Source organism: Hymenobacter puniceus, assembly GCF_014333525.1.
Taxonomy (GTDB): domain Bacteria; phylum Bacteroidota; class Bacteroidia; order Cytophagales; family Hymenobacteraceae; genus Hymenobacter.
In genome coordinates this window covers 273,422-285,930 of the sequence record NZ_JACSCX010000006.1, presented here as the reverse complement: position 1 = coordinate 285,930, position 12,509 = coordinate 273,422, and the positions used below count along the sequence as shown (strand labels likewise).

The window sequence follows — 12,509 nt, the reverse complement described above, 5'->3', positions numbered from 1 at the left end:
TTTGTGGCCCGCCCCGGCACGGGGTGTGCGGCCACAGCCGAGCGGCCCCCGGACCGGCCTCCCCTGCGGAGGCCGGCCCGGGGGCCGCTTACCGTTTTTGGGCAGCTGGAGGCTGCGCTATGCTTGGCGGGCACGGAGTATTGCATGCTACAATCGGGTGATAGGCAAGAGCAAGGCAGACTGCTTGCAGTATAGTAATCTGCCGCTCTTACGGTGGCTTGAATAGTCAATGCCTATTAACGGGGCGTCTTCAGAATAGGATGGTGAGGTATATTATTGATTGTAAACTACGGTGATAGACTCTATCTTCAATGCTCACACGCTATATATGCGCGCCTTAGTGTGTCAGTAGGCAGAATCGCCAAAACGGTAGTGTAAGACGTTCTGAGTAGCATTAGGCAACTATCCAAACAGAGCCTGCCAAACCCAAATAAAAAAACCGCGACCAGATAGTCGCGGTTTTTTTATTTGGGCACTTGCTTCTATTGATACTGCACATACAGTGGCGAAGGCTCCAGGGCAATGACTTCTGCTGGCGTCATGATGTGGTGAGGCTTTGGCCGGGCATCGTACTCATAGAATAGTTTGAAACCCGTGTACTGCACTGGTTCTGCCACGATGTAGTCCTTATACGAATCCTTTTTCAGAACTGGGTCGCCGTGGCCATCCATGTGCATTACAATCTGCACCCGTGGGTCGAGCTTGATGTTTTTGTAGTTGGTAATCATCTTCCGGGTGAAGCGATGAACCGTCAGCACTTTTGGCGGTAGCTTGTTCTCGCTCACAATGCGAGCCAAGAAGTTTACGGTGAAGTTTACGTCTTTGGCGTCGAGGGTGCCAATTCGCTGATTAGGGCGCACGCCGGGCATAGTAGACAGCGAAAACTCTGGGTCGATGCCTAAGTGGATGATAGGATCTTTAAGGTACTGCTCCAGCTTAGGCAACTCAGCCTGTAGAGTACTGTGGCCGGGTTGCACATCTAAAAACAGAATGCATTTATGTTCCTTGGCCCAGCTAATCACCTCTTCAATGGTGGCTTTGGAGTTCATCAGGCGCCATTTTCCGTCTTTGCCGGGGGTGCCTTGGGCTGTGATGGTGACATTGTGCAATGCGGGCTGAACGCCCCGGCTGGGGTCAGCGGCACGCCATTCAGCCAGTACTTTCTCAAACTTGCGAAACATCTGCTCTTTAGGCTCGCGGCCCAGAATGCCCATGCCCTTCGAACGGATGTTGCCATAAAAGGCCACAATGCGCTTGCCTGGAAGAATAGCGCCCGGCAACTGACCACTTTTCCTGACAATTGAGTCGGCTTTCAGTGAGTCACGGCGCATGGCTTGCAGCTTCAACTGCACCGTATCAACAAGCACGGGCTGCGTGGCTGTGTCGGCTACAGCAGCCGGATTCTCGGAGTCGGTGCCCGAGCGGGAGCCACAGCCAGGCAGCGTGATAAGAGAGAGGGCTAAACCAAGCGAAGTGAGCCCGAAGCTGAGAGGAGAAAAATACCGCACTGAAAAACTAAAAGGATGAAGGTAGTTGCCGAAAGTTACGTTTTCCGTGGGCAGCTACCGTAATTCACTGTGGTATTTTTTGCGAGCTAAACGTATTTATGTTACTGAATGCCCCCACTTCCTGTTAGGGCGTATGTTACGTGTAATCTATTGATATTGAATATAGAGAGGTGTTGGTGTGAGGCTCACTATCTCTTTTGGCGTCATAAGGCGGGAGTTGGCGCGACTATCGTTACGGAAGAAAATCTTGAAGCCGGCGTATTCTACCGGTTCCCGGCGGATGAACTTACGGTAGGAACTACGCTTGATGCTCGGGGTGCCCCAGCCATCCATGTGCATTACAATCTGAACACGCGGATCCAGCTGAATCTGTTGATAGTTGGTGACCATGTCTTGGCGAAAACGGTGTACGACCAGCACTTTTGGTGGCAGCTTGTTTTCACTCACGATGCGGGCCAGAAATTGCCGGGCATAATTGATGTCGCGTGCGTCAAACTCGCCAACTTCTGTGCCAGGCCGCCGTCCCGATTTCATGGAGAACTCTGGATCGATGCCGAGGTGCACGAACGGTAGGCGCAGGTATTGCTCCAATAGCGGTAGTTCCTGTGGCAAAGTGCTTAAGCCTACCTGGACATCCAGGAAAACCAGCGCCTTGTTCTCTTGGCCCCAGCGAATAACACGCCGAATGGTGCTATCCGGTAATGAAAGCCGGTACATGCCATCGGCACCGGAGTCGCGCTGCGCGATAACAGCCGTCATGTGTAGGGCGGGACGCACGGGCAAAGAGTCGGCGGCCTGCCACTGCGCGGCCTGCTGCTGCAGGCGCTGCAGCATCTTGTCTTTGGGTAGAGCACCGAGGATGCCCATTGCCTTATGCAACGGGTTGCCGTAGAAGGCTACGATGCGGTTATTGGGCAAGATGGCCCCAGGCAACTGACCACCGGCGCGAAAAATGGAGTCGGCCTGAAGTGAATCCAGGCGCGTGATGGCGGCTTGGGCGGCTGGGGTGTTTGCCTTGGGTTGCGGAGGCTCACAGCCAGCCAGCAGACACAATACCAGCATCATGGATAATCCAACAGAGACTTGGCAGAGGTGCCTATTTAGCAGGAAAGAAATCAAGGGAGTGACGTACAAAAACAACACAATCACACAACGTTACCAGCAAAGGTCGGCAATTTCACTGCTGCCAGCGGCAAACGAACTTATTGAACACGCTCATGCGAGTTAAGTTGTATAGAGTATGAACAGCCTGCGTTATAATCCGACTGCAGCGCTACAGTTTATGAAACCAGCTTGTGTGTATGATGGCGGCATGGTTTGACGACATGCCAGGAAGGGTTATGCTTCTACAGTCTTCTTTATCAGCGCAGGCTGACGACGCTTAGTGGCTTGGCGGGCCCAGCTACCAGCCAAGGCCGCTGCTCCGCCAACCAGCCCACCTAACAGGGCTGTAATAAGTATCAGGGTGGCGGCCGAGCCGCCTAGTGGTAAGAGCCGGGCCACCCGATGCGCAAGCAGATGATGATTTTGCAGGCTTAGCCAGCCAGCCAGCCCTAACCAGCCGAGCCCAATGCCCAAAAAGCCAGCACTGAAAGCCTGCCCAGCCGTAGCTGCTGAGAAGAAGGCAAGAGCCAAGCACAGCGGCGTAATTACCCACCAGGGCAGGAACAACTGAGCTACTGTAGACAGCACCAGAATTAGCAGAAACAGAAGCAGCGCAGATTTCATGTGGGCAATGATACGGGTAATGAAGATTGCAAATCAGGGTTGAAGAAGTGCAGCAGGTAGGGGCAGCTAGTCGGCGCGCTGACGGGTGACGGTCGTTGGCATTGGGATGATGACCTGTTGCCGCACCGCTACGGGTTGATCGGCGGCGTTGCGAGCGGGAGCCCAGCGGGGCATGGCACGTACTAAGCGCAGGGCTTCCTCGTCGCAGCTACGGCATAGAGGACGTATAATTTCAGCAGATTCGATGTAGCCATCGGCTTGCACAACGAAGCCCACTTCTACTGCGCCACGCAAATCTTCCTGCTTCAGCACTTTGGGTTCTTTAAGCTTATTGGTAAGGTACTGCCGCAAGGCCGTACCGCCACCGGGAAAAGATGCCTGCTTCGCAACCTGACCACCCTCGAACACATAACCAGGCCCATACATCGGCACCGGCACGCTGAGTTGAACGGCTACGGCACGCCCATTTTGCCGGCCTGGCACAAAGGATGGCAGCGCCCGTGCGGCGGTCAGCGCCGCCGTGTCACATTCGGTGCAGAGGCCCCGAACTACTTTCAGGTTGGCAATAGTGCCCGTAGGCTGCACCACAAACCGTAGGACTACAGTGCCGCCAAAATACCCTTCCTGAATTTCCGGGGGCAGCTGCAGTAGCTGCTGCAATGCGTCGGGCAAGCTGGTTGAGCCGCTTAGAGTTGGCATCTGCTCTGCGTAGGCGTATACTTTCTCCAGCTCAGGCTGCGGGGCGGCAATGGATGGCGCGGGCAGCTCCATTAGGTCGGAAGAGCGAGGTGGGGTGAGGTTGAATGCCACTGAAACGGTCAAGTAGACCGGTACCTGTTGCCCGTTCTGCTTGCCCGGCTCGAAGCGCGGCAGGCTCGTGACTACTCGTACGGCTTCCTCGTCACAGCCCGCGCCAAGGCCTTTCTGCACCTGGACTTCTCGAACAAGACCCTTGGTGTCTACGACGAACTGAACGAATACGCGGCCTTCTACTTGCTCGCGCAGGGCTTGCGCCGGGTATTTCACATGCTGCTGAATGTAGGCCCGCAGACTATCCATGCCGCCCGGAAACACCGGCATCTGCTCCACAAACGTGTAGGTCTTGGATATACTGGCATCCTCGGTGATAGTCCCAGCATCGGGTGTATTCGGCGTTTTTCCAGCTGGAGTTTCAAAAACCACCGGTACGGAATGACGTACGGCCACCGCTTTATCAGAGCGGCGGGCGGGCCGCCAGGCAGGCATGGTTTTTACCAGGCGCAACGCCTCCGCTTCGGTACCCGGACTCAGGCCGCGAAGCACGCTGATATCGGTCAGGCGGCCATCGGAGTGTACTATGAAGCTTACATACACAGCGCCCCGGATGCGCCCCTCGCGTACTTCAGCAGGTAGTCGCGCGCTCTTAAGGTATTGTTTGAGAGCGAAAAGACCAGTTGGGTACTCCGGCCATATTTCCACTTGCTGCGTTTCGTATACTGGCTCCGTAGCGGGGGCAGACAGCGGCTGCCTGTCGGCAGTGGCTTGCTTCTGAGCCAGTAAGGGCAGCAGCGGCAGTGGTGTCAGCAGGCCTGTCAATAATAGGCACCGGGAGTAAGTAGCGGATAGCAGCAACATATTTGTAGAGTTGAGCAGTGAAGGTAACGCCTCAGCGCTCTAGCGTCCAGGCGGTCCGGACGCGCGAATTGGGCTCGGTAGCGGCTCGCAGAAATACCAGCTCGTTGAGCTGGCCGACGCGCCAGGTTTCCAACATGTCGTCGTAGGCCACGGAGCCGGGGTTGCCGCTCTGCCCGCCCGGAAACACGCCGTAGGCTTTCACCTGCGGCCCCAGCGCCACCACCATCCGCCAGGAGGGGCCCGTGCGCTCAGTAGTAGCATTCACGATGCCCGCTCCGCCGCCGCAGTCCAGGTCGAGGTGCCCGAAGCCGGGAATCTGGAGCATATGCAGAATATCGGTGCTTTTCTGGTGTTTCCAGGCCCAGCGCGGGCCAAGCGGGCCGTACTTGCGGGTCAGCGAGTCGGTGGCGAAACGCAGGCTGCGGCGCACCAGTTGCGGCAGCGTCTCGCGCTGCGGTGTACGGCGGTCATCAACCCAGCGGCTGTTGGCTTCGCGCAGAATAAGCGTTTTGGTTCGGTCGCGGGCGGGCATGCGCATTTCCAGGCCGGTGGCTTGCAGCCCGAAATCGTCGCCCCAGATGCGCTTCACGAGGTTGCCGTACCACAGCTCATATACGCTGGGCGCCAGCGCGTCGGCGGTGTAGTGGTAGTTCCAGCGGCGCAGCTCGGCCAGCACGCGGGCCTCGGGCGAGGTGGCCGCTACCAGCGTGTCGGCGTTGGCGGGGCCGGCTGCCAGCTGCAGCAGGCGGGGCAGCAGCAGTTGGGCCGTGAGGTTGAGGTTGTCGTTTTGCAGCATCCGCAAACTATCGGGCGTGGCGCGGCGCATGCCAGCCAGCCGCTCATTGATGCGATGGGCGCGGTCGTAGCTGCCGTCGCCGTAGTTCCAGTTCAGGTAGTACGGGTAGTCGGGGCCGGTGGAAAACTGATTGGCCGACGACACAAACTGTCGCGGCGGATTCAGCACGTGCGGGTTCTGCTCGGCCGGAATCCAGCTCTGCCAGTCGTAGGCCGAATCGGTGCCGTCCAGAATATACTTGCCCTGCTCACGCCACTTCAGCGGAAAGCGGCCATTGGGCCAAATGGCAATGTCCTTCTCGGCGCTGGCAAAAATGAAGTTCTGCGCTGGCGAGCCGTAGGTGCGGAGCGCGGCCGTATAGTCCTGGTAGTTGTGGGCGCGGTTGAGGCTATAGAAGGTCTGAAACTCGTTGGCGGCATCATGAGCAGTCCAGCGCATGGCGTGGGCCACAGGCGCCTGGCCCGCAATAAAAGGCTTTTCCGGCTTGTCGTACACGATGGGGCCGTGGTGGGTGTAAAGCACGGTGTCGAGGCGGTTGGGCTGGCCGCGTACCACAATGCGCTCCACCACCCGGCGGACGGGTTTCCAGCGGCCATCGTGCCAATACTCGCGCCGCGTGCCATCCTTGAACTTCAGTTGATACCAGTCCAGTACATCGGCGGCTACGTTGGTCACGCCCCAGGCCACCTGCTCGTTGAAGCCGATGATGACCGTGGGCGTGCCCGGAATGCTTACGCCGTATACATTCAGGCCAGGCGCAGCCAACTGCATCTGGTACCAGATGCTGGGCAGGTTGAGCTGCAGGTGTGGGTCGTTGGCCAGCAGCGGAAAGCCCGAGGCCGACTTCATCCCGCTCACCGCAAAGTTGTTGGAGCCCAGCTCCGGGTCCGGTTCATGCTGCGGTACTTTGCCCGACATGGCTGCCAGAAAGCCGGGCGGCGTGGCGGGTACCGGCAGCGGCTGAAAGTCCAGGGGTGTGCCCACAGGCACAATGGGGTCTTCCTGCGCCGGGTAGCTGGGAAACAGGTCGTTGATGACAGCCGGGCCGTAGCGGGCCAGGGCATTGCTCATGCGCAGGTCGTCGGAGCGGCCACTCAGGTCGAAGGCCATATACTTCAGAATCAGGGCACTTTTCAGCGGCTCCCAGGGCTCGGGTGCGTAGTCGAGCAGCTTGTACTCAAAGGGCAGCGTCTGGGGCGTGAGGGTGCTGATGTAGGCATTGACTCCGTTGGCGTAGGACGTCAGCACAGTACGCGTCACCGGGTCGGTCATGGCCAAATCCAGGGAGCGGCGGGCCCCAAACGGCAGCCCCATACGCCGAAAAAACCGGTCGGTTTCCAGCCGGGCAGGCCCCACAATCTCCGACAGACGTCCGGCGGCCACATGGGCAATGAAATCCATCTGCCAAAGCCGGTCGCGGGCCGTAAGATAGCCCTGCGCGTAGTACAGGTCGTGGTCGTTCTGGGCAAAGATGTGGGGTACGCGCTTGTCGTCGAAGCGGACCTGCACGGACTGGCGCAGGCCCGGCAGGCGCAGCGTCTGAAGTGCAGCGGGCGCGGCGGCGGGTTCAGCATTGCGCCAGAAACCCCGGAACGGGCTCAGAAACTTGCCGAACGGCGGCACGTCGCCTTGCCGGGTGTTCAGCACCCATGTCAGTGAAATGCTGACAAGAAGGGCCAGAACGGGTTTGATGATACGCAGCATAGCAGGCAGTCCGGATAGTCTCGTTCTACAACATCCGACAAAAAAACGCGGCGCGCAAACCAGTGTGGTTTGCGCGCCGCGTAGGCTGAGTTTCCAAAACTGGTTTAGTTGGTTGGAACTACAGTGCCTTTCGAAGGCAGGAACACGGCAAAGCCGGCCGAGAGGCCGAACGCGCCGGAGCTGTTGTACCGGCTATAGTTGAGCCGGTTGTAGCTGGCCACCACTTCCAGCGCCGCGCCCGGTGTCAGGAAATAGTTGTAGCCTAGGGAGGCGCCAAAGCTATTGTAGGAGCTCCGGCTGCGCTGATCTTCTTTAGTGATTATCACCTGTCCGCCGGATGCTGTGTACGTCCCTTCTGACTGGTAGCGGGAATTGCTCCGCGCATACGCTCCCTGCACCTGCCCAAAAAAACGGTGCGCGCCGGCGCCCGGCAGATAATAGCGGGCAAACGGCGACAAGCCCACTGCAATATCCCGCCGGGTGCTTTTCTGAAAGGTGTATTCAATGTGCCCGCGCGAATAGCTGATGGGCAAGCCAACTCCCAGTAGAAAGTCATTGGCCACAAACACGCCGGCCGAGGGCGTAAGGCTGGCCGAAACGCTGTTGTTTTTGTCGTCGCGGCTGTAGCTTAGGTTGCCCACATTGGCCCCGAGGTAGCGGGCGCCTTTTTCGGTTTGGGCTGTGGCAGATGTGACCAGGGCGCAGCCTAAGCCGAGAAAAAGTAGCGTTTTCATTGCATGAAAAAGATAAGAGGAAGATAAATCGAAGCGAAGATGCTGAAACCGGTGCGGAGGTTGCATAAAAAAGCTGCCGACACAACGTGCCGGCAGCTTTTTTATGCTATCAAGCAGATAGCTACTACAAATTCTCGCCTTGTCGTACTAAGCCAGCAATGCCCCACTGCTGCAGCCGCAGGCGAACCTTGTCGGCTTCGGCGCGGTCCTGGAAGCCCCCTACCAGCACACGGCTGACGGGTTTGCCTTCCTTGGTACCGGCGGCCATGGTCACAGCCAGTGTGCGGTCCAGCGCCATGATCTTGTCGAGGACGGCCTGAGCGTTGCGGGCATCCCCGAACGTGCCGGCCTGCACCACGAAAGTTGGTTTGGGCTCGGGTATCAGCACCACGTCGGCGGCTTCGGTGGTGCCGGGCAGGATGCTGGTGGTAGCAGTGAGGGTAGTAGTGGAATCGGCTGCCAAGGCTGCGAGGTCAGCGGGGGCATCGGTGGGCCCAAGCGGCGTGGTGGACGGTACTATCTCTGCTACCACACTCACCGCCCCGTGCTGTATAATACCCAGCGGACGGGCGGCAATCTCGGCCAGATCCAGAATGCGCTGATGGCGGAAAGGGCCCCGATCAGAAACTCGTACTACCACTGCTTTGCCAGTGGTCGGGTTCGTGACACGCAAACGAGTGCCGAAGGGCAGGGTTTTGTGGGCGCAGGTATACTGGTTGCGGTCGAACCGCTCGCCATTGCTGGTGCGGTGCCCCTGGTGCTCCCGGCCATACCACGAAGCGCGGCCCCGCAGCACAGTGGCCCGGCGGGAAGCGGTAGCAGGTGTCTTGTCGTCTTCGGTACGCCCGAGGGCATAGCCAGCCGGTGCAAAGCATGTTGTCAGCAGCACCAGAAAAAGGGACAGTAGCCAGCCCGTGGTATTCAGTCGTAGAGTAACCGTCATCAGTACGCGGCGTTGGTGAACACAACAAATCTAAACGCGCAGCCCAAACTCCGGCATTATGGCTAGCTAGCCAGGTACCGATAACAAGGCTTTAATTGGCTTTTTCAAATAAAATTTGCATTTAATTTATCGGTGCTAACTGCGGTAGAATGGGTAGTTGTGTTTCATAAAGGCGCATTTTGCATTATAATAGGAAGGCTGGACGCCGGGCATTAAAATGAGACTATGCGTCGGTAGAAAAATATTGGTTGTTGGAAGTGAATGTCCTTTCCAGGCTGGTTGCAAAAGTCATGGGATTTTACTAAGTGTATCGGTGGCCCTGGAAAGTCAGATGAGTGTTGATGAACCTGTTACGAATAACTCCCGGCGCACCGGCGGTAGCCTGTAACCGGAGTTAGGCGCGACGCAGGATTTTGCCGTATGTTGCCTTATGGATTTTGGCCGCCTTTCAGACCTGCGCTACGTTGATTTCCGGCTGCCACCGGACCACCCCGATACGGCCGCGCTGCTGGCCCGTACTGCAACCACGAACAGCCCTGGCCTATATGTTGGCTGTCCTATCTGGACCAATAAGGCGTGGCTGGGCTCTTACTTTCCGGCCGGCATCCGGGAAGCTGACTATCTGCATTATTATGGCCGGCAGTTTAACAGCCTGGAGCTAAATACCACGCACTACCGCATCCCGGAGGCCGCAACTGTGCGCAAGTGGCGCGACGCCGTGCCACCGGGCTTCCGCTTTTGCCCCAAGCTGCCCCAGGTCATCAGCCACGACCGGGCCTTGTATAATGTAGACGACTTGACCACCACCTTTTGCCGGTCCATTGTGGAGCTACAGGACCGGTTGGGCTGGTGCTTTCTGCAATTGCCGCCCACCTTTGGTCCCGAGCACTTGAGCCGGCTGGAGCGTTTTCTGCTCGATTTCCCGGTGGATGTACCACTGGCCGTAGAGTTGCGTCATCCGGCCTGGTTTTCTGATGCTGTAGTCTTTGCGGCAGTAGCGGCCATGCTGGAGGCGCTAGGCAAAACCTTGGTGCTGAGTGACGTGGCAGGCCGCCGCGACGTGCTGCACATGCGCCTGACCACACCCACGGCTTTCATCCGTTTCAACGGCCACGGCCTGGTCGGCTCCGATTATCAGCGTGCCGACGCCTGGGCCGAGCGTATTGCCAGCTGGTTGCAACAGGGCCTGCAGACGGTGTATCTGTTTGTGCATCAGAAGGACATAATGCACACGCCGCTCTGGACGCAGTATTTTCTGGGACGTTTGCATACGTTAACTGGTATGGGTGTTAATGCGCCCCGCATTCTTCCGCAGGCGGTGCAGGGTAGTTTGTTTTAAGAAAAAGGAGTATTCATCCGGCAGAAAAGTCTGCCAGAACCACGCTGCCTCATGAAGCCTATTCTGCCCTTGCTGCTGGCGTTTTTGCTGGCATTTTCAGCTGTTGCGCAAGCGCCGGATGCGCCCACCGAAGCCCGCTGCATGGTGCAGCCGTTAAGCTTACTGGAAAGAGCTGCTGATTCGCCACTGGTAGTAGAGGCCGAAGTGCTGAATGCCCGCAGCTTCTGGGACGCCGGGCACCGCCGCATCTACACCGCCCATCAGTTGCGCGTGTTCAGCGCACTGAAGGGTGTGGCCCCTAGCAAAGTGACTGTGCTAACGGAAGGCGGCACTATAGGCCTCGACCGCCACCAGCTGACCAACACGCTGCAGCTACGCCCCGGTGAGCAGGGCGTATTATTTTTGGTGCCAGCTGCTTTTGCCGGTACCGCCACCGAGACCGAGGCATGGGCTGTGTATGGAAGCCAGCAAGGCTTCCTACCCTACAACCTGGCTACTGCCACCGTATCCGACCTTTTCCGGCCGCTTGGCGCTATTGATGAAGCTTTTTATTTGCAGCTGACTGCGGCTACCGGGCAGCCCCGGCAACTTTTGCAACCCAACCCTGCCTTGGTGGCTGCAAAGCAGCAGCTGGCAGCGCCGATGCTGGCGCGTGGGCAGGCGCCGGTTATCAGTAGCTTGAGCCCGACTATAGTGCCGGCCGGGATGGGGGCGACACTCACGTTGGTAGGGTCGGGGTTTGGCGCGTCGCGCGGCAATGGCTTTGTGGAGTTTCGCAACGCTGATAATGGGGGTACCTCGCTGGTGAAGCCTCAGGATGCAGACTACGTGAGCTGGACCGATACGCGCATTGTAGTGCGGGTACCGTCGCTGGGGCAACCTGCCGCCCCGGCTGGCAGCGGCCCGGTGCGCATCACCACCAACGATCAGCTGCAGGCCACCAGCGCCACGTCGCTGACAGTGCCCTACGCCGTGAGCAACGTGCAGAGCACGTCGGGCAACCAGCTGGTGCGCCCCAACCATATCAGCCAGAACGGCCGTGGCGGCTACAGCTTCCGGTTTGAAACTTCTTTTGCGGCTAACACGGCGGCCGTGGCGGCCTGGAACCGGGCGCTGGCTACCTGGCGCTGCCAAACCGGTATCAACTGGGATACCGACGCGCCGCTGCGTACCAGCCGCGGGGCGGCTGAAGATGGCGAGAACAGCATTGGCTTCGACCAGGATAACGAGTTGCCGGTGAACGTGCTGGGCCGGACTACCAGCTACTACCGGGGCTGCTTTCGGCCCGATGGGCAGCTGGTGTTCTACGTGCAGGAGATTGATATGCAGTTTGATAATGCTACCAACTGGCAGTTTGGGCCAGCCCCGGCAGTGGGCCAGCAGCTGGATTTTGAGTCGGTGGCAGTGCACGAGTTGGGCCATGCGCAGCAACTGTCGCACGTGATTCTGACGCGGGCCGTTATGCACTTTGCGGTTGCGCGTGGCCAGAACACCCGTTCTATTGCTGCCGATGACGTTTCGGGCGCCCGGCTGGTGCTGCGTACCCGCAGCTTTGCTACGCAGGGCTGTGGCCCGGCGGCTATGTTGCCGGCCCCGCTTACGGCTTTTGCGGCGGCACCAGCACCTACCGGCATTCAACTGAGCTGGGCTACTCGCACCGAATGTTTCCTGAGCGGCTTTGAAGTGCAGCGCGCCCGGGGCACCGACACCACCACCTGGCAGACGCTGGCAAGTGTAGCGGCCTCAACTCCTTACACCTACCTCGATACGCCGCCCCAGCCTGGCCTGTTCTACTACCGCCTGCGCCTACGCCGCCCCGATGGTAGCCTTGATGCCACCGCTCCTGTGCTGGCCACTGCCGATGCGGCACTTGCCAGTCAGCCTGCCTTGTTCCCGAACCCGACAGCGGGCCGGCCACTCCTGCTTCAATACCCGGCTACTGCCAACGGGCGCGTGCGGGCCGAACTATTTGATGGTATCGGGCGACGGGTTTCTACTGCGTTTTTGGAGTATCAGCCGGGGCTAAATCTGCTACGGGTGCCTACCGATAACCTGAAAGCGGGCTGGTACGTGTTACGCTTTCTTGATACCGAGAGCCGCTCTGGCGCGCTGCCATTTGTGAAAACCAGCGAATAGAGGCGCA

The 12,509-nt window shown here is 58.7% G+C and carries 9 protein-coding genes; 2 read left to right on the top strand and 7 right to left on the bottom strand.

The window, feature by feature from the left end; genetic code table 11:
- Nucleotides 1–482: 482 nt before the first annotated feature.
- From H8B14_RS17130 to H8B14_RS17100, 7 genes are all read right to left on the bottom strand, one after another.
- Nucleotides 483–1,508, bottom strand: coding sequence for a hypothetical protein (locus H8B14_RS17130; RefSeq protein WP_187316875.1), 1,026 nt, complete (start codon nucleotides 1,506–1,508; stop codon nucleotides 483–485).
- A gap of 147 nt (nucleotides 1,509–1,655) precedes the next feature.
- Nucleotides 1,656–2,573 carry a hypothetical protein gene (locus H8B14_RS17125; RefSeq protein ID WP_187316874.1) on the bottom strand — a complete coding sequence of 306 codons (918 nt, stop codon included), beginning with the start codon at nucleotides 2,571–2,573 and terminating at the stop codon, nucleotides 1,656–1,658.
- 273 nt (nucleotides 2,574–2,846) lie between these two features.
- A complete protein-coding gene (locus H8B14_RS17120; protein ID WP_187316873.1) occupies nucleotides 2,847–3,236 on the bottom strand; it encodes a hypothetical protein in 390 nt (129 codons plus the stop codon).
- Nucleotides 3,237–3,302: 66 nt separating this feature from the next.
- Nucleotides 3,303–4,850, bottom strand: a complete 1,548-nt coding sequence (locus tag H8B14_RS17115) for a TonB family protein (RefSeq protein ID WP_187316872.1) — start codon at nucleotides 4,848–4,850, stop codon at nucleotides 3,303–3,305.
- 31 nt (nucleotides 4,851–4,881) lie between these two features.
- Nucleotides 4,882–7,350, bottom strand: a complete 2,469-nt coding sequence (locus H8B14_RS17110) for a penicillin acylase family protein (RefSeq protein ID WP_187316871.1) — start codon at nucleotides 7,348–7,350, stop codon at nucleotides 4,882–4,884.
- Between the two features lie 104 nt (nucleotides 7,351–7,454).
- Nucleotides 7,455–8,084 (bottom strand): outer membrane beta-barrel protein, encoded by a 630-nt coding sequence (locus H8B14_RS17105; protein ID WP_187316870.1) that lies wholly within the window; start codon nucleotides 8,082–8,084, stop codon nucleotides 7,455–7,457.
- A 124-nt stretch (nucleotides 8,085–8,208) separates the two neighbouring features.
- Nucleotides 8,209–9,027, bottom strand: a complete 819-nt coding sequence (locus tag H8B14_RS17100) for a septal ring lytic transglycosylase RlpA family protein (protein ID WP_187316869.1) — start codon at nucleotides 9,025–9,027, stop codon at nucleotides 8,209–8,211.
- Nucleotides 9,028–9,457: 430 nt separating this feature from the next.
- Here H8B14_RS17100 and H8B14_RS17095 point away from each other — a divergent pair, with 430 nt between their 5' ends.
- Together H8B14_RS17095 and H8B14_RS17090 are read left to right on the top strand one after the other, a co-directional pair.
- Nucleotides 9,458–10,366 carry a DUF72 domain-containing protein gene (locus H8B14_RS17095; protein WP_187316868.1) on the top strand — a complete coding sequence of 303 codons (909 nt, stop codon included), beginning with the start codon at nucleotides 9,458–9,460 and terminating at the stop codon, nucleotides 10,364–10,366.
- 51 nt (nucleotides 10,367–10,417) lie between these two features.
- The gene (locus H8B14_RS17090) at nucleotides 10,418–12,502 is read left to right on the top strand and encodes a matrixin family metalloprotease (RefSeq protein ID WP_187316867.1); all 2,085 of its coding nucleotides are present in this window, start codon (nucleotides 10,418–10,420) and stop codon (nucleotides 12,500–12,502) included.
- The last annotated feature ends 7 nt before the right edge of the window (nucleotides 12,503–12,509 follow it).

What these genes read in the sequence shown, in the direction of transcription:
- H8B14_RS17115 (WP_187316872.1), bottom strand. Translation starts at nt 4,850, where the DNA reads ATGTTGCTGCTATCCGCTACTTACTCCCGGTGCCTATTATTGACAGGC.
- H8B14_RS17090 (WP_187316867.1), top strand. Translation starts at nt 10,418, where the DNA reads ATGAAGCCTATTCTGCCCTTGCTGCTGGCGTTTTTGCTGGCATTTTCA.
- H8B14_RS17105 (WP_187316870.1), bottom strand. Translation starts at nt 8,084, where the DNA reads ATGAAAACGCTACTTTTTCTCGGCTTAGGCTGCGCCCTGGTCACATCT.
- H8B14_RS17100 (WP_187316869.1), bottom strand. Translation starts at nt 9,027, where the DNA reads ATGACGGTTACTCTACGACTGAATACCACGGGCTGGCTACTGTCCCTT.
- H8B14_RS17120 (WP_187316873.1), bottom strand. Translation starts at nt 3,236, where the DNA reads ATGAAATCTGCGCTGCTTCTGTTTCTGCTAATTCTGGTGCTGTCTACA.
- H8B14_RS17095 (WP_187316868.1), top strand. Translation starts at nt 9,458, where the DNA reads ATGGATTTTGGCCGCCTTTCAGACCTGCGCTACGTTGATTTCCGGCTG.
- H8B14_RS17110 (WP_187316871.1), bottom strand. Translation starts at nt 7,350, where the DNA reads ATGCTGCGTATCATCAAACCCGTTCTGGCCCTTCTTGTCAGCATTTCA.
- H8B14_RS17125 (WP_187316874.1), bottom strand. Translation starts at nt 2,573, where the DNA reads ATGATGCTGGTATTGTGTCTGCTGGCTGGCTGTGAGCCTCCGCAACCC.